The organism is Rhodoferax mekongensis (assembly GCF_032191775.1).
GTDB lineage: Bacteria > Pseudomonadota > Gammaproteobacteria > Burkholderiales > Burkholderiaceae_C > Allorhodoferax > Allorhodoferax mekongensis.
Genome location: NZ_CP132507.1, coordinates 1,443,327 through 1,463,531 on the forward strand (window position 1 = coordinate 1,443,327; position 20,205 = coordinate 1,463,531).

Consider the following 20,205-nt stretch of genomic DNA (forward strand, 5'->3'; position numbering starts at 1 on the left):
TATGGCCACTAGCCTCAACCCTTCATTTGATTTTGCAGCGATTCAACAAAAGTTGGCATCGCAGTTTCGTGATTTGGATCCCAAGGATCCTTCACTCTGGCCGTCTGCCCCGCGTTACGCATTGTTTGTCTTTGCCGCAGTTGCGATCGTTGTTGTACTTTGGTTTACGTGGCTTACAGGATCTCAAGAGGCTTTGCAACAGGAACAAGACAAGGAAGTAAAGCTTCGCGAAGATTACAAAACCAAGTTAACCAAGGCGGTTAATCTTGATGTTCTCAAAAAGCAGCGTGAGCAGGTCCAGCAGTATGTGACACAGTTGGAAAAACAATTGCCGAGCAAGGCAGAAATGGATGCCCTGCTTTCGGATATTAATCAAGCTGGTTTGGGTCGGAGTCTGCAGTTCGAATTGTTCCGACCCGGGCAAGTTGCAGTCAAAGAATATTACGCTGAACTTCCCATTACCATACGCGTCACGGGCAAGTATCACGACATAGGTAGTTTTGCGTCGGATATTGCAAACCTCTCGCGCATTGTTACTTTGAACAATCTTGCGCTTGGGCCTCGGCAAGACGGAACGCTTACATTGGATGCCACAGCGAAGACCTTTAGGTATCTGGATCCGGACGAAGTTCAGGCTCAACGCAAAGCGACTGGAGCCAAAAAGTGATTAGATTTCTGGGTTTGTTTGCTTTGACTTTGGGTGCTTTGCTCTCCGGTTGTGGTTCGAGCAGTGAGGACGAGCTCCGTCAATGGATTGTCGAGGAGCGAAACCAAACGCGCCCCAAAGTTGCTCCGATACCTGCTCCAAAACAGTTTGTGCCCGAGGCTTATACCAACACAGCGGCTATTGAACCCTTCAGTAATGTCAAATTGACTCAAGCGCTAAAACGGGAGTCTTCACAGGCCGTCACAAACGGAGCCTTGGTGGCTCCTGAGTTGGCAAGGCGCAAAGAGCCACTGGAAGCTTTTCCTCTTGATGCCATGTCTCTGGTTGGAAATCTCACAAAAGCGGGGCAACCGGTCGCTTTGGTGAAGGTTGATAACTTGCTGTATCAGGTGAAATTAGGCAGTTACTTGGGGCAGAACTACGGCAAGGTGACCAAGATTACAGAAACGCAAGTTCTGCTACGGGAAATTGTGCAAGATGCAGTGGGCGAATGGATAGAGCGTAGCGCGACTCTTGAGTTGCAAGAGAGGGCGAAATGACAAACCGAAATAATTTAATTGGAATGCGCATGTTGAAACAAATCGGCTTTGTATTGTCCATGTTGCTTGGTCATACGGTTTTTGCCCAAGGGTCTATCGAAGCCGTGTCTGGGTCCGTTCAGGGCGGAAGTGAGGTGGTGAGAATAGACTTGTCTCAGGCGCTCACTACACTTCCAACGGGATTTGCGATTCAGTCGCCTGCACGTATTGCGTTGGATTTTCCCGGTGTGACCAACGCTATGGGCCGCTCCACCGTGGAGATAAACCAAGGCAACCTGAAGTCGGTGAGCGTGGTTCAAGCGGGAGAGCGTACCCGCGTAGTTTTGAACTTGAAGCAGGCTGCTGCGTACAAGGCTGAAATCCAGGGGAAATCTCTTCTGGTTTCGTTGGAAGCCACAGAGTCCGCCAACGCCAAACCCGTCAATGCGTTTTCTGAAACGACCAGCAGGGTGTCAGCGCCTTTGAAGGATATTGACTTCAGGCGCGGTAACGATGGCTCGGGCCGGGTGGTGGTGACTTTGCCCAACAATCAAGTGGGGGTAGACATCCGTCAGCAAGGCCAAGGACTGGTTGTTGAATTCATGAAGTCCAGTTTGCCTGATGGCTTGCGCCGGAAACTGGATGTCGCGGACTTTGGAACCCCAGTAAAGACTGTCTCTACAACGCAGTCGGGTGATCGGGTCCGGATGGTCATCGAACCCAAAGGAGATTGGGAGCACAGCGCCTATCAGAGCGACGAGCAGTTCGTCGTTGAAATCAAGGAAGTGAAGGTTGATCCCAAGAAGCTGACGCAGGGTGTTGGTTACAACGGTCAGAAGCTTTCCTTGAACTTCCAAAACATTGAAGTGCGGTCTCTCCTGCAAGTGATTGCTGATTTCACCAACTTCAATATCGTTACGTCTGACTCCGTATCTGGGTCCGTAACCTTGCGACTGCAAGATGTGCCTTGGGATCAAGCACTGGATATCATTTTGCAGGCTAAGGGCCTAGGTATGCGCAAGACGGGCAATGTTCTGTGGGTTGCCCCGAAGGATGAGATTGCGGCCAAAGAAAAGTTAGATCTTGAAACCGTTGTTGCAGTACAGAATCTTGAACCCCTGCGTACCCAAGCATTCCAAATCAATTATGGCAAAGCAGCAGATATTGCGGCGGGCCTGATTGCAGCTGGTTCCGGACCGGGCCAAGGCGTTACTGCAAGTCGAATTCTAAGTTCTCGAGGGAGCGTGATTTTTGAAACACGCACAAATCAACTATTCGTAACGGATATTCCTAGTAAATTGGAGCAAGTTCAACAGTTGATTGCAAAGATCGATATTGCTGTTCGACAAGTTTTGATCGAGGCGCGAATCGTTGAGGCCTCCGATAGTTTCGGAAAATCGCTGGGTGTCAAATTGGGTGGAGGCGGCACTGCAGCTGCTTCCGGCGATAAGCCCGGATTTGCACTGGGCTCAAGTTATGTGGTGGGTTCGGCAGCGACAACTTCTGGCAACTTTGTAAATCTCCCGTCTACGGGTGCACTTGGCTCCAGTACCCCTGGACAATTTGCTGTTTCCATTTTTGGCGCTGGCGCGGACAGGTTCTTGAACCTCGAGATTTCCGCTCTCGAGGCTGAAGGCAAAGGCAAGGTGGTGTCCAGTCCTCGAGTCGTGACTGCAGACCAGATCAAGGCGCTGATTGAACAGGGCACGGAATTGCCATATCAAGTGGCCTCGTCTAGCGGTGCTACTTCGATCGCGTTCCGGAAGGCTAACTTGAAACTGGAAGTACTGCCGCAGATCACCCCTGAAGGAAACATCATCCTCACCTTGGATGTGACCAAAGACACTGTCGGCCAAAGCACTCCAGCAGGATTTGCAATTGATACCAAGCACGTGCAAACGCAAGTACTGGTTGAGAACGGCGGCACCGTGGTTATCGGCGGCATCTTTACAGAAAGCTCGACCGACAGCGAAACCAAGGTTCCATTCTTCGGTGACCTGCCTGGATTGGGCGTCTTGTTTCGCAACCGGGCAAAGGAAATCACCAAGCGTGAAATGCTGGTGTTCATCACACCTAAGGTCATTGCAGACAAGGTGGTTGGCCGGTAACTCTGGCTTTGGTTGAGATGGGCCTCACTTGAGTATCAGTCTTGTTGGTCTTCCCGGTTCAGGGAAGACCACAGTGGGGCGTCAGTTGGCGCGCCGCTTGCGCATCCCTTTCGTAGATTCGGATCACGCCATTGAGGCGCGTATCGGTTGCTCGATTCGTGAGTTTTTTGACCGCGAGGGAGAGTCTCGTTTTCGCGATATCGAAGAAGAGGTTCTTGATACCCTCTCGGCAGATGTGAATTGCGTGCTCTCCACCGGAGGCGGCGCAGTCCTAAGACCGAACAATCGGCATCATTTGCATTCGCGAGGTAAAGTGATCTATCTCAAATCCACACCCGAAGAGTTGTTTCGTCGCCTCCGGCACGATGTGAGTCGACCACTGCTCCAGGTTGCTGATCCATTGTCTCGAATGCGGGAGCTGTTTTCAGTTCGTGATCCTTTGTACCGTGAAACTGCACACTTTGTATTGGAGACCGGTCGTCCCTCAGTGGCGACCTTGGTGAACATGATCGTCATGCAGCTTGAGCTTTCAGGGGCGCTTCCTTCCGCTGACGTTTAGCGTCACTATTCCAGCACCTGAAAGCCCTAAACTAAGCGGCTATGACAATTCAGGCGCACCAAACCGTAAATATTTCATTGGCCGAACGCAGCTACCTGATTCACATCGGTGGCGAACTCATTGGCAACCCAGAGATCTTCGCTGGCTTGCCGAATGGCAGCACAGCAGTCATTGTGAGTAACACTACTGTGGCCCCGTTGTACGCGGAGAAGCTAAAGGTCGCTCTTGCTGGAAAATATTCCAAAGTGCTGGCCATGGAACTCCCTGATGGAGAGTCCTACAAGCATTGGGAAACTTTGAACTTGATTTTCGATGTGCTGTTGCAGAACACCTGCGATCGAAAAACTGTCTTGTTTGCTTTGGGGGGCGGGGTCGTCGGAGACATGACAGGATTCGCCGCCGCAAGCTATATGCGCGGCGTGCCTTTTGTTCAGGTGCCGACCACCCTCTTGGCACAAGTGGACTCCTCAGTGGGCGGAAAAACCGGAATAAACCATCCACTTGGCAAAAACATGGTGGGTGCCTTTTACCAACCCCAAATGGTGGTGTGTGACCTTGACGCGTTGAAAAGTCTGCCGTCAAGGGAGGTCAGCGCTGGACTGGCGGAAGTTATCAAATACGGTCCCATCGCCGATATGGAGTTTCTGTCTTGGATAGAGAGCCATATGGAGAGTTTGGTGCGACTGGATACGCAGGCGCTAGCGCACGCAGTAAAGCGCAGCTGTGAGTTGAAGGCCTGGGTTGTGGGGCAAGATGAGCGTGAGTCCGGGTTGCGTGCCATTTTGAATTTCGGCCACACCTTCGGGCATGCAATCGAGGCGGGCTTGGGTTATGGCGAATGGTTGCACGGCGAGGCCGTTGGCTGTGGCATGGTCATGGCTGCTCACCTGTCACAGCGCCTGGGCTTGGTGGATATAGCCTTTGTCGAACGGCTTACCCGGATCATTGCATCGGCCGGATTACCAATCTGTGGCCCCAGCTTGGATGCCTCCGACAACGCCGGTCGCTATCTTGAACTCATGCGCCATGACAAGAAGTCCGAGGCCGGTGAAATCCGGTTCGTCTTGATTGACGGCCCTGGTCGCGCGGTCATGCGAGCAGCGCCTGATGCCTTGGTGCGTGAAGTGATCGATGTATGTTGCGCCTGATTGCTATCGAAAACATAGCTGTTCGCGCATATTGAGCGGGCGTTGGCGAATGATTTGATGTCTAAGTTACAACCATATGCTTGCCAACCGGACCAGAGTCGAGGCCGGCGGTTTGCTGAGGCGGCAGCCCCCACGCGTACGCCGTTTCAGCGCGACAGAGACCGCATCGTTCACTCCACGGCCTTTCGTCGGCTGGTCTACAAAACCCAAGTCTTCATTAATCATGAAGGAGACCTGTTCAGAACCCGCTTGACCCACTCGCTGGAAGTCGCTCAGCTGGGCAGGTCCATGGCGCGAACCCTAGGCTTGAATGAGGATCTGGTGGAAACCATTGCTTTGGCGCATGACTTGGGCCACACGCCTTTCGGCCACGCCGGACAAGACGCGCTACATGAATGCATGGCCTCATACGGTGGCTTTGAGCACAATCTCCAGAGTCTGCGCGTAGTGGATCATCTGGAGGCCCGATACCCGGGTTTTGACGGGTTGAATCTCTGTTTTGAGTCCCGCGAAGGCATTTTGAAGCATTGCTCCAAAAACAATGCGATGTCCTTGGAGCTATGGGAAGCTGACTTCCCCGGGCAAAGTGGCGGGGTCGCCAAGCGATTCTTGCAAGGTGGGCAACCGAGCCTGGAAGCGCAACTGTGCAATTTGGCTGACGAGATTGCCTACAACTGCCACGATATTGATGACGGAGTCCGATCGGGACTGCTCAGCATGGACCAGATGTTGGAAGTGCCCTTGTTTCGGAAGTATGCGGACCAAGCGGCAAGTCAACAGTCGGATTTCGCGCATGCCAATAAACAGCGGCGTTGGCTCTACGAGACCATACGACTCATGCTCAGTGACATGGTGTACGACGTGTTGGCTGCAACCCGCGCTCAATTGGAAGATCTAAGGCCCCAAAGCGTGAACGATGTACGTGCAGCGCCGGCGCTAGTGCTGTTCAGTGCCGAGATGCGCGCGCAAACCCAGGAGCTCAAGCACTTCTTGTTCAAGCACCTGTATCGGCATGAGCAAGTGATGGACACCATGGGGAAGGCCAAGTGTGTTGTGGGGGAGTTGTTCAATGCCTATGTCGCTTCACCCGCCGAAATGCACCAGGATGACGAGGCAATCAATGACATCTCTCTTCAACGCCAGGTCAGTGACTACATCGCGGGTATGACAGACCGATTTGCCTTGCGGGAGCATGAGCGGCTCACTGGGCAGAGGTTGTTCCATGTCTGAATTGAGCAATCAGCAACCCAGTGCAGATGACGCAGTGGTCAAGTCTATGCAACGGTGGTTGGAGCGGGCCGTCATCGGTCTCAACCTGTGTCCTTTCGCCAAAGCCGTGCACGTCAAGAATCAGGTGCACTATGTGGTTTGTCGTGCGACCGAGCCAGCTGATGTGCTGGATGTGCTGCGCGAAGAGCTTCTGGGACTCGCTCAAGCGGACCCGCAGGTGCGCGACACGACGCTCCTGATCCTTCCGGATGCATTCCGGGAATTTGTGAACTTCAACGATTTTTTGTATTCCGCGGACAAAGCACTCCGCAAATTGAAGCTCGATGGGGAGCTGCAAATTGCCAGCTTCCACCCTCAATTCCAGTTTGCAGACGCGGAGCCCGATGACATCGGCAACTTCACCAACCGGGCACCGTATCCGACACTTCATCTCCTGCGTGAAGCCAGTATCGATAAGGCGGTAGAAGCATTCCCCGCTGCTGAGCAGATTTACGAAAAGAACATTGCCACACTGCAGCGGCTGGGCCCCGAAGGGTGGGCAGCACTGCAAGTCGGTCCTCACATTGCGCCCTTGTGATGGGGCAAAAACATTCAATGAAAAAAAACAAAGCACAGCCTGCGCATGTCGCCGGCGCCGAACCCTCCGGGCAAATCGCGCCTGAAATCCGCCCCGGTCAGTCGGCGGAATTGCTCAAAGAGCTGCATATCCTCACGCGCGACGGAAGGTTGAACCAGGACTCCCGCCGCAAGCTCAAGCAGGTTTATCACCTGTACCAGTTCATTGAAAAACTGATGAATGAACTGCAGGTAACAGAAGGGCGCAGTTTCACGTTGGCGGACCATGGCGCAGGAAAGTCTTATCTCGGGTTCATTTTGTACGACCTGTACTTCAAGAACCTCCCGCACAGTCACTTGTACGGAATTGAAACCCGCGCTGAACTGGTGGAGAAATCCAGAGCCTTGGCCACCAAGCTTCACTTTGAACGCATGAGTTTTCTGAATGTGAGTGTGGCGGAATCCACCAGCTTGCAAGAGCTTCCCCCAGCTTCGATGTCGTCACTGCTTTACATGCTTGCGATACCGCGACGGACGATGCCATTGCGTTCGGACTGGAGAAGAAGGTGAGGGCGTTTGTACTTGTACCGTGCTGCCAGGCTGAGCTTGCCCGCCACTTGAACCAAAACAAGGCCATGAACCTGACGCGCACACCGCTGGCCGAGCTCTGGCGCCATCCTTTGCACACCCGTGAGATGGGTAGCCAGCTCACCAATGTGCTGCGTTGCCTGTATCTGGAGGCTCACGGCTACCAGGTGACCGTGACTGAACTGGTGGGCTGGGAGCACAGCATGAAAAATGAGTTGATTCTGGCGCGCTACACGGGTCAGAAAAAACGTGCTGCTGCGGAGCGTTTGCGCGCGATTTTGGGCGAATTCGGGCTCACATCCCTGCTTGACACGCGGTTTACCTTGCCGGTTGACAATACGGCTGACAACGGAGCGGTGGTCTAAAGCGTTAGCTGGGCTGAGGTGAACCGTTCCAGAACCGGAGAGAAATATGCAACAGATCATGAAATGGGCAAGCATTGCCCTGGTAGTAGCCACTTTGGGTGCATGCGCGAGCAGCAGCCCAGATGTCATCCAGCGCGGTGATGCGCAGCGAATGGCCCAGGTGCAAGACGGGGTCATCCTATCCGTGCGCAATGTGGTGGTGGATGGAAATCAGTCCGGGGTAGGTGCAGCGGTAGGCGGCGTAGTGGGCGCCATTGGCGGCTACGGCGGCAGTGGTGTGCAGCGCGAAGCCCAAGTTCTGGGTGTATTGGCCGGTGTGGCGGGCGCCGCAGCGGGCAATGCATTGGAGCGTTTGGCAACCAAAGAAGATGCGGTCGAAATCCTTGTTCAGCTCAAAGGCGGCGATCGCCGTGCCATCGTTCAAGCCAAGGGTGGAGAGCAATTGGCAGCGGGTGATGCCGTGATTATTGTCACCACCGGTGGCAAAGTTCGAGTGACCAAAGCGCCCAAATAATTGATGTGAATCAAAGCCCGGTTGTCGGGCTGATTTGACAATCGGGGTTCATGTGGGCGCATAGGCGCCCACTTTGCATAAGGGCCCCGCCATGGCTGTTGAACTCTACAAAGACGCCCATCACTGCTGTGTGATGTTCACGGATCTCGTGTCCGACGAAACCGAAGCGGTGCAGGCCAATCAGTTTCTTATCGTCGACCATGGAGAAGGGGTGATCCTGGACCCGGGCGGCAATATGACCTACAACGAGTTGAATCTGACGATGCGCAAGTACATAGCGCCTCAGCACCTCGACTACATCATCGCCTCCCACGCCGACCCGGACATCATTGCCTCCCTGGACCGCTGGATGACCTCCACCCAGGCCAAGTTGTTGATTTCTCAGCTTTGGGCCCGTTTCGCCCCCCACTTCTGCAAAATCGGCAAGACGGAGGATCGCATCATTCCCATTCCGGATGAGGGGGGCAAACTCCGCTTCGGCAAAACCGAGCTGTGGCTGTTACCCGCGCACTTTCTGCATGCCGAGGGCAATTTTCAGTTTTATGACCCCGTGAGCAAGATCCTGTTTTCCGGCGACCTAGGTGTTTCCATGCTCAGTGGACAGGACGCGCGCAAACCCATCACCAACTTGATGCCTATGCCTCATGGCATGGAGGCGTTTCACCGCCGCTACATGGTCAGCAACAAAATCCTCAAGCTGTGGGTGCGCATGGTTCGTGGGCTGGAGATTTCAATGATCGTTCCGCAGCATGGCGCGCCCTTGCAAGGGGCTGCCATTGCCCAGTTGTTGGATTGGCTGGATAACCTGTCATGCGGCATTGATCTCATGGGCACGCCTCAATACCAATTGCCGGTGACGGGTCTGTAAGCGGTTTGGTGCTGTGATCCGCTACCATCGCGGCCCATGGCACGACTTCCCCGCTTGGCAATTGCCGGATATCTGCACCACGTTTTGCAGCGCGGTGCGCATGGCCAGTCCATCTGCTCGGCCACGGAGGATTACGAAGAGCTGCTGAATGCGATACACCTCGCGGCACGGCAACATCAGGTCGCTGTGCATGGCTATGTGCTGTTGCAAGATCACTTCCATCTGTTGTTGACGCCTGCCAACGAGCAGGGCTTGGCGCTCATGATGCAGTCTTTGGGGCGTACTTATGTGCGCTACTTCAACCGCAAATACGACCGCAAAGGTACCTTGTGGGAGGGGCGCTTCAAATCCGCGGTTTTGCAGCCACGCCACGCCTTGGCGGTACTGACCTTTATGGACCTGCATCCGTCGCGCGCCGGTATCGGATTGCCGCCTTCAGGCTATCCGTGGTCCAGCTACTCGCATTACAGCGGCGTCATCACCGACAAGCGTATCGTGACCCACCCCGCCTATTGGGCATTGGGCAATACGCCCTTTGCGCGCGAGGCAGCCTACCAAGCGGCGGCCCGGGAGGGCCTCAATTCAGTGCAACTCCAGCAAATCACCGACTCGGTGACCCGTGGATGGGCGTTGGCGGACGATGATTTCGTTGCGGAATTGCAAAAAAGTACCACGCGACGTTTGGTGCGCAAAACGCCAGGACGCCCCCGTAAGGTAACTGCTTCAGACTAAATATCGGTGCTGGCAAATGCTGTATTTGCGCGATGTGCTATGAATTTGATATGACCCCATTTTATGTTTACTTGTTTAATGAGCTACGAAAACAGTGTCTGACCCCATTTAAATTTCTTGGCACTTTTGTTGCGTTGCAGTATTCTCCAAGTCCACTGTAATTTTCAGGAGTGCGCCATGACTACGGCAGCCGAAATCCAACACCTCAAAGACCACGGTTTGTATTCCAACGCCAACGAGCACGATGCCTGCGGCGTCGGCTTTGTGGCGCACATTCGTGGCGAAAAGAGCCACGACATCGTCAAGAACGCACTCAAGATCCTTGAAAACCTCGACCACCGGGGCGCGGTGGGTGCGGACCCCCTGATGGGTGACGGCGCCGGCATCTTGATTCAGCTGCCCGATGCGCTTTACCGTGAAGAAATGGCCAAGCAAGGCGTGGCCTTGCCCCCGCAGGGCGAGTACGGTGTTGGCATGATCTTCCTGCCCAAGGAGCATGCTTCCCGACTCGCTTGCGAGCAAGAGATGGAACGCGCCATCAAGGCCGAAGGCCAAGTATTGTTGGGTTGGCGCGATGTGCCGGTGAACCGTGACATGCCCATGTCGCCCACCGTGCGTGAAAAAGAACCTATCCTGCGCCAGGTATTCATTGGCCGCGGCAACGACGTGATCGTGCAGGACGCGCTGGAACGCAAGCTGTACGTGATCCGCAAAACTGCCAGTGCCAACATCCAGGCCCTGGGCCTGAAGCACTCCAAAGAGTATTACGTGCCCAGCATGTCCAGCCGCACCGTGGTCTACAAGGGCCTGCTGCTGGCTGACCAGGTGGGCGTGTATTTCAAGGACCTGGAAGACGCCCGCTGCGTGTCAGCTTTGGGACTGGTGCACCAGCGCTTCTCCACCAACACCTTCCCCGAGTGGCCATTGGCTCACCCTTACCGCTACGTGGCGCACAACGGTGAAATCAACACGGTCAAAGGCAACTACAACTGGATGAAGGCGCGCGAAGGCGTCATGTCGTCTCCCGTGCTGGCTGCCGACCTGCAAAAGCTGTACCCCATCAGCTTTGCAGACCAGTCCGATACGGCCACCTTCGACAACTGCCTTGAGTTGTTGACCATGGCAGGCTACCCAATCAGCCAAGCCGTGATGATGATGATTCCCGAGCCATGGGAGCAGCACACCACCATGGACGAGCGCCGCAAAGCCTTCTACGAATACCACGCCGCCATGATGGAACCATGGGATGGCCCGGCTTCTATTGTGTTCACCGACGGTCGCCAGATTGGCGCCACACTGGACCGCAACGGCCTGCGTCCATCCCGCTACTGCATCACTGATGACGACTTGGTCATCATGGGCTCCGAGTCCGGCGTGTTGCCGGTACCTGAGAACAAAATCGTGCGTAAGTGGCGCCTGCAGCCCGGCAAGATGTTCCTGATCGACCTGGAACAAGGCCGCATGATTGATGACGAAGAGCTCAAAGCCAGCCTCGCCAACAGCAAGCCCTACAAGCAGTGGATTGAGAACCTGCGCATCAAGCTGGACGATGTGTCGTTTGACGAGCGTCGCACCGACAAAGCCTTGTCCGCGGTAGTGGCAGGCGTAGAGCCCAAGCGTGTCACCGACCAAGTGAGTCTGCTGGACCGCCAGCAAGCCTTCGGGTTTACGCAGGAAGACCTGAAGTTCCTGATTGCCCCCATGGCAAGCGCCGGCGAAGAGGCCATCGGCTCCATGGGCAACGACAGCCCATTGGCGGTGTTGTCGGACAAAAACAAGCCGCTGTACAGCTACTTCAAGCAGCTGTTTGCGCAGGTGACGAACCCGCCTATTGACCCAATCCGCGAAGCCATCGTGATGTCATTGGTGTCCTTCATCGGACCCAAGCCCAACCTGTTGGACATCAACCAGGTGAACCCGCCGATGCGCCTCGAGGTGAGCCAGCCCATTCTGGACTTCGCCGACATGGCCAAGGTGCGCGACATCGAGCACCACACCCAAGGTAAGTTCCGCAGCTACACCTTGGATATCACCTACCCCTTGTCATGGGGTCATGAGGGCGTGGAAGCCAAGCTGGCATCCTTGTGCGCCGAAGCGGTGGATGCCATCAAGAGCGGCAAGAACATCCTGATCATCAGCGACCGCAGCATCAGTCCCACGCAAGTGGCGATTCCTGCCTTGTTGGCACTCTCGGCCATCCACCAGCATCTGGTGCGCGAAGGTTTGCGTACCACCGCCGGGCTGGTGGTGGAAACCGGCACGGCTCGCGAAGTCCACCACTTCGCGGTGTTGGCGGGTTACGGTGCAGAAGCTGTTCACCCCTATCTCGCTATGGAAACATTGCAGGTCATCCATAAAGACCTGCCGGGTGACCTGAGCGCTGACAAAGCGATCTACAACTACATCAAGGCGATCGGCAAGGGCCTGTCCAAGATCATGTCCAAAATGGGCGTGTCGACCTACATGTCTTACTGCGGTGCCCAGTTGTTCGAAGCCATCGGCCTGAACACCGAAACCATCGACAAATATTTCACCCGCACCCCCAGCAAGGTGGAAGGTATCGGTGTGTTCGAGATCGCTGAAGAAGCCATCCGCATGCACAAGCTGGCGTTTGGTGACAGCCCGGTACTGGCCAACGCGCTGGACGCTGGCGGTGAATACGCCTGGCGTACCCGTGGTGAAGAGCACATGTGGACACCGGACGCGATTGCAAAGTTGCAACACTCTACCCGTGCGAACAACTGGAACACCTACAAAGAGTACGCCCAGATCATCAACGACCAGTCCAAGCGCCACCTGACGCTGCGCGGCTTGTTCGAATTCAAAGTGGACCCTGCCAAGGCCATTCCGCTGGAAGAAGTCGAGCCCGCCAAGGAAATCGTCAAACGCTTTGCAACCGGCGCCATGTCTTTGGGCTCCATCTCCACCGAAGCGCACGCGACGCTGGCTGTGGCCATGAACCGCATCGGTGGCAAGAGCAACACCGGTGAAGGTGGTGAAGACGCGGCACGTTACCGCAACGAACTCAAGGGTATCCCGATCAAGCAGGGCGACAGCCTCAAGAGTGTGATCGGTGCCGAGAACGTGGAAGTGGACCTGCCCTTGCAGGCCGGCGACTCCCTGCGTAGCCGCATCAAGCAAGTAGCGTCCGGCCGGTTCGGTGTCACTGCCGAGTACCTGTCCAGTGCCGACCAGATCCAGATCAAGATGGCTCAGGGCGCCAAACCCGGTGAGGGCGGCCAGTTGCCAGGCGGCAAAGTGTCTGACTACATCGGTAAGCTGCGTCACTCTGTGCCCGGCGTGGGCCTGATTTCGCCCCCTCCGCACCACGACATTTACTCCATCGAGGACTTGGCCCAGCTGATCCACGACTTGAAGAACGTGGCTCCGCACTCCGACATCTCGGTGAAGCTGGTGTCTGAGATCGGTGTGGGCACCATCGCCGCGGGCGTCGCCAAGTGCAAGGCGGACCATGTGGTGATCGCTGGTCACGACGGTGGTACCGGTGCATCGCCCTGGTCTTCCATCAAGCATGCGGGTTCCCCATGGGAAATCGGTTTGGCCGAAACCCAGCAGACCCTGGTTCTGAACCGTCTGCGCAGCCGCATCCGCGTGCAGGCTGACGGCCAAATGAAGACTGGCCGCGACGTCGCTATTGGCGCCTTGTTGGGTGCGGATGAATTCGGCTTTGCCACTGCACCGTTGGTGGTCGAAGGCTGCATCATGATGCGCAAGTGCCACCTGAATACCTGCCCCGTGGGCGTGGCGACCCAAGACCCCGTGTTGCGCGCCAAGTTCTCCGGCAAGCCGGAGCACGTGGTGAACTACTTCTTCTTCATCGCTGAAGAAGTGCGCCAGATCATGGCCCAGCTGGGTATCCGCAAGTTTGACGACATGATCGGCCGTTCTGATCTGCTCGACACCCGCAAGGGCATCGAACACTGGAAGGCACAAGGTTTGGACTTTGGTCGTTTGTTTGCGCAGCCGCAGGTTCCTGCTGACGTGCCTCGATTCCAGGTGCTGACCCAGGAGCATGGTCTGGAAAAAGCTTTGGACAACGTGCTGATCGCCAAGAGCCGTGCCGCCATCGACAAAGGCGAACGCGTGCAGTTCATGGAAGTGGCCCGCAACGTGAACCGCTCGGTGGGCGCCATGCTCTCCGGCGCGGTCACCAAGGTACATCCCGAAGGCTTGCCGGACGACACCATCCGCATCCAACTGGAAGGTACCGGCGGTCAGTCCTTCGGCGCTTTTCTGGCCAAGGGCATCACCCTGTACCTGATCGGTGACGCCAACGACTACACCGGCAAGGGCCTGTCCGGCGGCCGCGTGGTGGTGCGTCCGAGTATCGACTTCCGTGGCGAAGCTATCCGCAACACTATCGTGGGCAACACGGTGATGTACGGTGCGACCACCGGCGAAGCGTTCCTGAGCGGCGTAGCGGGTGAGCGCTTTGCGGTCCGGCTGTCGGGCGCCACTGCCGTGGTGGAAGGTACCGGCGACCACGGTTGCGAGTACATGACCGGCGGTACGGTGGCTGTGCTGGGCAAGACCGGCCGCAACTTTGCAGCCGGCATGAGCGGCGGTATCGCATACGTCTACGACGAAGATGGCCAATTCGCCAAGCGCTGCAACACCGCCATGGTGAGCCTGGAGAAGGTGCTGACTGCCGCCGAGCAGGAAGCCACCCTCGACAAGGGCATCTGGCACCGTGGTGAAACCGATGAGGCCCAGCTGAAAAAGCTGCTGGAAGACCACAACCGCTGGACCGGCAGCAAGCGCGCCCGCGAACTGTTGGACAACTGGGACGTCTCCCGCGCCAAGTTCGTGAAGGTGTTCCCCAACGAGTACAAGCGTGCCTTGGGTGAGATTCATGCACGCGGACTTGGGGTTTTGCAAAAATCGGCTGTAGCGCCCGCCAAGTCTGCGCCAGCAGCTACCAAAAAAGAAGCAGCGGCTGCCAAGTAAGGCGAGCCTGATCTAACGCACAAGGACGTACATCATGGGAAAAGTCACTGGCTTCATGGAGTTTGAGCGCATCGAAGAGGGCTACAAGCCCGTTACTGAGCGCCTGAAGAACTACAAAGAGTTCGTTATCGGTCTGGACGATGCACAGGCTAACAAGCAAGCTGCGCGCTGCATGGACTGCGGTACGCCGTTCTGCAATAACGGCTGCCCGGTCAACAACATCATTCCGGACTTCAACGACCTCGTCTTCCGCAAGGACTGGAAGGCCGCGATCGATACGCTGCACAGCACCAACAACTTCCCCGAGTTCACTGGCCGCATCTGCCCCGCACCTTGCGAAGCAGCTTGCACCTTGAATGTCAACGAAGAAGCGGTGGGCATCAAGTCGATCGAGCACGCCATCATTGACCGCGCCTGGCACGAAGGATGGGTCAAGCCCCAGCCAGCGGCTGTCAAGACCGGCAAGAAGGTCGCCATCGTGGGCTCCGGCCCTGCCGGCATGGCCGCTGCCCAACAGCTGGCCCGTGCTGGCCACGATGTGACCTTGTTTGAAAAGAACGACCGCATTGGTGGCTTGCTGCGCTACGGCATTCCAGACTTCAAGATGGAAAAGTCCCATATCGACCGCCGTGCAGAGCAGTTGGTCGCCGAGGGTGTGACCATCCGCACCGGTGTGTTGGTAGGTGAAATGCCCAAGGGCTCCAAGGTCACCAACTGGGCCAAGGAAACCATCTCCCCCGAGCAGCTCAAGAAGGACTTCGACGCCGTGCTGCTGACCGGTGGTGCCGAACAGTCCCGCGACTTGCCTGTGCCCGGCCGCGACTTGGACGGTATCCACTTCGCCATGGAGTTCCTGCCCCAGCAAAACAAGGTGAATGCCGGTGACAAACTCAAAAATCAGCTGCGTGCTGACGGCAAGCACGTCATCGTCATCGGCGGTGGTGACACCGGCTCCGACTGCGTGGGTACCTCCAATCGCCATGGCGCGGTCAGCGTGACCCAGTTCGAGGTGATGCCCCAGCCTCCGGCTGAAGAAAATCGCCCGCTCACCTGGCCTTACTGGCCCCTGAAACTGCGCACCAGCTCCAGCCATGAAGAAGGTTGCGAGCGCGTGTTCTCCATCTCCACCAAAGAGTTCATCGGCGAAAAGGGCAAAGTCACGGGTCTAAAGACCGTGCAAGTCGAGTTCAAGGATGGCAAGTTGGTGGACGTACCCGGCACGGAGAAAGTGCTCAAGGCCGACCTCGTGTTGCTGGCCATGGGTTTCGTCAATCCGGTCGCTACCGTATTGGAGTCTTTTGGCATTGACAAAGACGCCCGCGGCAACGCCAAAGCCACGACCGACATCGCTGGTGGCTACGCCACCAATGTGCCCAAGGTGTTCGCAGCTGGCGATATCCGCCGCGGTCAATCCCTGGTGGTGTGGGCCATCCGCGAAGGCCGCCAAGCCGCACGTGCGGTGGACGAGTTCTTGATGGGCTTTACCGACCTGCCACGCTGATAAGGGTTTTCCCCCTTATCATTCCAAGGCCGGGCACATCCCGGCCTTGTTGCTTTTATGGCTACCACTCCTTCCTCTGCTCTGGTTGAACTGAAAAACGTCTCCTTCGGATACGGGGAGCGGCGCATCCTCGATGGCGTGTCTTTGACAGTGCCACGCGGCAAGGTGACGGCCCTCATGGGCGCGTCTGGTGGCGGCAAAACGACGGTGCTTCGTCTTATCGGCGGGCAAATCCGGGTGCAAAGCGGGCAGGTGCTGCTCCACGGCCCCGACGCGGGTGATGTGCCACAGGACATTTCTAATCTGGGCTCTGAGGCCTTGTATGCCGCCCGCCGCCGTATGGGCATGTTGTTCCAGTTCGGTGCCTTGTTCACGGATTTGAGTGTGTTTGACAATGTGGCTTTCCCCTTGCGGGAGCACACCGGTCTGTCGGAAGCATTGGTTCGCGACATCGTCCTGATGAAGCTCAACGCGGTGGGCTTGCGGGGCGCGCGGGATTTGATGCCCTCTGAAATCTCCGGTGGCATGGCGCGGCGCGTCGCACTGGCGCGTGCCATTGCCTTGGACCCCGAGTTGGTGATGTATGACGAACCCTTCGCCGGCCTGGATCCGATTTCCCTGGGTACTGCTGCGCGGCTCATCCGCCAACTGAACGATGCCATGGGGCTGACCAGCATCATCGTGTCGCACGATCTGGAGGAAACCTTTCACATTGCCGATCAGGTCATTGTGTTGGCCAACGGCAAGATTGCTGCCCAGGGCACGCCGCAAGAGGTGCGTGCCAGTACGGATCCATTGGTGCACCAGTTTGTGAATGCTTTGCCTGAAGGACCTGTACGCTTCCATTACCCCGCAGTGCCGGTAGAGGCTGACTTCTCCACAGAGGTAGCGCGATGAAGTTTTTGCATCCCGCCGAGCTGGGTTTCGCTGTCCGTAGCAAGTTGGCGGATTGGGGTGCGGGTGCGCGCCTGATGGGGCGACTCGTGGCCTCGCTGGGCGCGGTGTTGCGCAGGCCGGCATTGCTGCGTGACCAGATCCACTTCATGGGCAACTATTCGCTGGCCATCATCGCGGTATCCGGCGTGTTTGTCGGCTTTGTTATGGGCTTGCAGTACTACTATGGCTTGCAGCGCTTCGGTGCAGCTGACTCGGTAGGCATGCTGATTAGCCTGAGCCTGGTACGGGAGTTCGGGCCGGTGCTGACTGCTTTGCTGTTTGCGGGAAGGGCTGGAACTTCCTTGACCGCCGAAATCGGCCTGATGAAGGCGGGTGAACAACTCAGCGCGATGGAGATGATGGCGGTGGACCCCGTGTCGCGCATTCTTGCGCCGCGATTCTGGGGTGCGGTGATCGCCATGCCCATACTGGCAGCGGTGTTCAGTGCGGTCGGCGTATTGGGAGGCTGGGTGGTCAGCGTGCCCATGATCGGCATTGACTCCGGCGCGTTTTGGAGCCAAATGCAAAGCGGTGTCGATGTCTGGGTCGACGTGGGCAATGGCGTCATCAAGAGCGTGGTGTTCGGTTTTGCCGTGAGTTTCATTGCTTTGCTGCAGGGCTTTGAGGCGCAGCCAACACCCGAGGGTGTTGCCCGGGCCACGACGCGTACCGTGGTGGTGGCATCGCTCACCGTGCTGGCGTTGGACTTTGTCCTTACCGCCATGATGTTCAGTATCTAGGGGAAGAAAAATGCAACGCTCCAAAAATGATGTGTGGGTAGGCCTGTTTGTGCTGCTGGGGGCTTTGGCGCTGGTGTTTTTGGCGCTGCAGTCTGCAAACCTCCTGTCTTTCACCGTGGACAAAGGCTACTCTGTGACGGCCAAGTTTGACAACATCGGCGGTCTCAAGCCCAAAGCAGCAGTCAAAAGCGCCGGTGTGGTGGTGGGGCGTGTGGAGTCCATTGGCTTCGATGACAAAACCTTTCAGGCCAAAGTCCAGCTGTCCATGGACAAGCGCTTTGCCTTTCCCAAAGACAGTTCCCTCAAAATTTTGACCAGCGGCTTGTTAGGTGAGCAGTACATCGGCATCGAAGCAGGTGCTGATGCAGCCAACTTGGCTGCTGGCGACGTGATCGGCACCACCCAAAGTGCCGTAGTGCTGGAAAACCTGATCAGCCAGTTTCTTTACAGCAAGGCGGCGGACGGCCCCACTGACAAATCAGCCAAATGATGCGCTTATCGCTCCGCTGGCTGGCGTTGCTGGCCCTTTTCGCCACACTGCAAGGCTGCGCTACGGTGGCCAGCCCGGATCCCCGTGACCCTTGGGAGTCCATGAACCGGTCGGTGTTCGGGTTCAACGATGCGGTGGATCGCGCGGTCGTCAAGCCGGTTGCAGTGGCATACAAACAAACCTTGCCATCGTGGACGCGTACAGGCATTAACAATTTCTTTGCCAATCTTGACGATGTCTGGTCGGCGGTTAACAACGCGCTGACGTTAAGACGCCAAGCCTTCGGGGATAGCGTAGGTCGGGTCATGGTAAATACGACCCTTGGTTTGGGTGGGCTGATTGATGTGGCCAGCGATTTGAATATTGAGAAGCATCCTGCGAACTTCAACATCACCTTGGGGCATTGGGGCGTAGGGGCTGGTCCTTATGTGGTGTTGCCCTTGCTCGGCCCCTTCACTTTGCGGGAAGTGGCGGCACTTCCTGTGGATCGCCAGGGGAACTTGGTGAATCAGGTGGCTGATGAAGGTACGCGAACCGGCCTGACTGTGGTCGATCTTGTGGACACACGTTCCACGTTTTTGGATTCAGAGGGTGTCGTCAATGGTGCGGCACTGGACCGGTACTCTTTCATTCGTGACAGTTACTTGCAGCGACAGCGTTACCAGGTCTATGACGGCAATCCGCCGGACGAAGAGCCCCAGGAGCCGTAGGGTTAGGGGCTGCAGGTGCAGACTGATCGGGTGATGTGCATAATTTGCACTTGTTTGATGGGAATGAAAAATGTTGAGTAAACGTGGTTTTCTGGGGTTGGCAAGCTCTTTGGCTCTGGTTGCAGGCGTGGTTTTTGCCCCTGCGGCCCATGCCGATGACGAGGCTCCTGACGCACTGATCAAGCGCTTGTCGGTCGATGTGCTGGATACCATCAAGGCAGACAAATCGATCCGCACTGGTGACACCGCAAAGATCGTGGCATTGGTGGACACGCGCATCATGCCCAACGTGAACTTCCAGCGCATGACGGCCTCCGCAGTGGGCCCGGGTTGGCGCCAGGCGACGCCCGAGCAGCAAAAGCGCTTGCAAGACGAATTCAAGATTCTGTTGGTTCGCACTTATGCCGGAGCGTTGGCTCAGGTCAATGACCAAACTATCGCCATGAAGCCGATGCGCATGGCGCCTGAAGATAAAGAAGTCATCGTTCGTACCGAAATCAAAGGTAAGGGTGATCCCATCCAGCTGGACTACCGCCTTGAGAAAACTCCCGGAGTGGGCGCCGGCTGGAAGATTTACAACCTGAACGTTCTGGGCGTCTGGCTGGTGGAAACCTACCGCAGCCAGTTTGCCCAGCAGATCAATGCCAAGGGTGTTGATGGTTTGATTGACGCCTTGGCCGAACAAAACAAGGCCAACGCCAAGAAAGGCTGATGTGCTGAACCTGCCCGCCACCATGACACATGAAGTCGCCCCGGCCTGTCTGTCGGAGCTTCGCGACGGACTGCAGCACGAAGCTGCGACCGTCGTTGTCGATGGCGAGCGTTTGCAGCGCTTTGACTCCTCCGCGCTGGCCGTCTTGCTGGAACTGCGGCGCGAGTGCGCCAAGGCGGGCAAGGTATTTGCGGTGCAAAAGCTCCCCGCCCGTTTGCGCGATCTGGCCGCCCTGTACGGGATTGACGCACTGCTCAAGCCCGCCTGAGGGCAGCAGCGTAAAATCGCGGGTTCTT

At 56.6% G+C, this 20,205-nt stretch carries 19 protein-coding genes and 1 pseudogene; all 20 read left to right on the forward strand.

Translation table 11 applies throughout. From position 1 onward, the window contains the following. Position 1: 1 nt before the first annotated feature. The 20 genes and pseudogenes from RAN89_RS07045 (at position 2) to RAN89_RS07135 (ending at position 20,177) form a co-directional block, all read left to right on the forward strand. Positions 2–667 carry a type IV pilus inner membrane component PilO gene (locus RAN89_RS07045; RefSeq protein WP_313868898.1) on the forward strand — a complete coding sequence of 222 codons (666 nt, stop codon included), beginning with the start codon at positions 2–4 and terminating at the stop codon, positions 665–667. Next, positions 664–1,206, forward strand: coding sequence for a pilus assembly protein PilP (locus tag RAN89_RS07050; RefSeq protein WP_313868899.1), 543 nt, complete (start codon positions 664–666; stop codon positions 1,204–1,206). The genes RAN89_RS07045 and RAN89_RS07050 overlap by 4 nt, the downstream gene beginning before the upstream one ends. A 29-nt stretch (positions 1,207–1,235) precedes the next feature. Further along, the gene (locus RAN89_RS07055; protein ID WP_313868900.1) at positions 1,236–3,293 is read left to right on the forward strand and encodes a type IV pilus secretin PilQ; all 2,058 of its coding nucleotides are present in this window, start codon (positions 1,236–1,238) and stop codon (positions 3,291–3,293) included. Between the two features lie 28 nt (positions 3,294–3,321). Further along, complete coding sequence (locus tag RAN89_RS07060; protein WP_313868901.1) at positions 3,322–3,852, forward strand: shikimate kinase; 531 nt, start codon at positions 3,322–3,324, stop codon at positions 3,850–3,852. Between the two features lie 41 nt (positions 3,853–3,893). After that, positions 3,894–5,000, forward strand: a complete 1,107-nt coding sequence (gene aroB, locus RAN89_RS07065; RefSeq protein ID WP_313868902.1) for a 3-dehydroquinate synthase — start codon at positions 3,894–3,896, stop codon at positions 4,998–5,000. A gap of 57 nt (positions 5,001–5,057) precedes the next feature. After that, positions 5,058–6,230: a deoxyguanosinetriphosphate triphosphohydrolase gene (locus tag RAN89_RS07070; RefSeq protein ID WP_313868903.1), complete on the forward strand. Its 1,173-nt coding sequence runs from the start codon at positions 5,058–5,060 to the stop codon at positions 6,228–6,230. Continuing rightward, a complete protein-coding gene (locus RAN89_RS07075; RefSeq protein ID WP_313868904.1) occupies positions 6,223–6,807 on the forward strand; it encodes a DUF1415 domain-containing protein in 585 nt (194 codons plus the stop codon). Before RAN89_RS07070 ends, RAN89_RS07075 begins: the two co-directional genes overlap by 8 nt. Before the next feature lie 215 nt (positions 6,808–7,022). Next, positions 7,023–7,339: pseudogene (locus RAN89_RS18615) on the forward strand (class I SAM-dependent methyltransferase); the annotation flags it as partial. A gap of 81 nt (positions 7,340–7,420) precedes the next feature. Next, a complete protein-coding gene (locus RAN89_RS18620) occupies positions 7,421–7,738 on the forward strand; it encodes a hypothetical protein (protein ID WP_428984511.1) in 318 nt (105 codons plus the stop codon). A 46-nt stretch (positions 7,739–7,784) separates the two neighbouring features. Then, positions 7,785–8,252 carry a hypothetical protein gene (locus RAN89_RS07085; RefSeq protein ID WP_313868905.1) on the forward strand — a complete coding sequence of 156 codons (468 nt, stop codon included), beginning with the start codon at positions 7,785–7,787 and terminating at the stop codon, positions 8,250–8,252. 91 nt (positions 8,253–8,343) lie between these two features. Then, positions 8,344–9,120, forward strand: a complete 777-nt coding sequence (locus tag RAN89_RS07090; protein ID WP_313868906.1) for an oxygen-binding di-iron domain-containing protein — start codon at positions 8,344–8,346, stop codon at positions 9,118–9,120. A 36-nt stretch (positions 9,121–9,156) separates the two neighbouring features. After that, positions 9,157–9,852, forward strand: a complete 696-nt coding sequence (locus RAN89_RS07095) for a transposase (protein WP_313868907.1) — start codon at positions 9,157–9,159, stop codon at positions 9,850–9,852. 177 nt (positions 9,853–10,029) lie between these two features. Then, positions 10,030–14,820, forward strand: a complete 4,791-nt coding sequence (locus RAN89_RS07100; RefSeq protein WP_313868908.1) for a glutamate synthase-related protein — start codon at positions 10,030–10,032, stop codon at positions 14,818–14,820. A 34-nt stretch (positions 14,821–14,854) separates the two neighbouring features. Further along, a complete protein-coding gene (locus RAN89_RS07105; RefSeq protein ID WP_313868909.1) occupies positions 14,855–16,321 on the forward strand; it encodes a glutamate synthase subunit beta in 1,467 nt (488 codons plus the stop codon). Between the two features lie 57 nt (positions 16,322–16,378). Continuing rightward, complete coding sequence (locus RAN89_RS07110; protein ID WP_313868910.1) at positions 16,379–17,218, forward strand: ABC transporter ATP-binding protein; 840 nt, start codon at positions 16,379–16,381, stop codon at positions 17,216–17,218. After that, entirely contained in the window at positions 17,215–17,997 is a 783-nt protein-coding gene (gene mlaE / locus RAN89_RS07115; protein ID WP_313868911.1) for a lipid asymmetry maintenance ABC transporter permease subunit MlaE, read from the forward strand. The genes RAN89_RS07110 and mlaE overlap by 4 nt, the downstream gene beginning before the upstream one ends. 10 nt (positions 17,998–18,007) lie before the next feature. Continuing rightward, on the forward strand, positions 18,008–18,487 hold the full coding sequence (mlaD, locus tag RAN89_RS07120) for an outer membrane lipid asymmetry maintenance protein MlaD (RefSeq protein WP_313868912.1): 480 nt from the start codon (positions 18,008–18,010) through the stop codon (positions 18,485–18,487). Continuing rightward, complete coding sequence (locus tag RAN89_RS07125) at positions 18,484–19,197, forward strand: MlaA family lipoprotein (RefSeq protein WP_313868913.1); 714 nt, start codon at positions 18,484–18,486, stop codon at positions 19,195–19,197. Before mlaD ends, RAN89_RS07125 begins: the two co-directional genes overlap by 4 nt. 70 nt (positions 19,198–19,267) lie before the next feature. After that, positions 19,268–19,909 carry an MlaC/ttg2D family ABC transporter substrate-binding protein gene (locus RAN89_RS07130; protein WP_313868914.1) on the forward strand — a complete coding sequence of 214 codons (642 nt, stop codon included), beginning with the start codon at positions 19,268–19,270 and terminating at the stop codon, positions 19,907–19,909. 1 nt (position 19,910) lies between these two features. Then, positions 19,911–20,177, forward strand: a complete 267-nt coding sequence (locus tag RAN89_RS07135; RefSeq protein WP_087496494.1) for an STAS domain-containing protein — start codon at positions 19,911–19,913, stop codon at positions 20,175–20,177. The last annotated feature ends 28 nt before the right edge of the window (positions 20,178–20,205 follow it).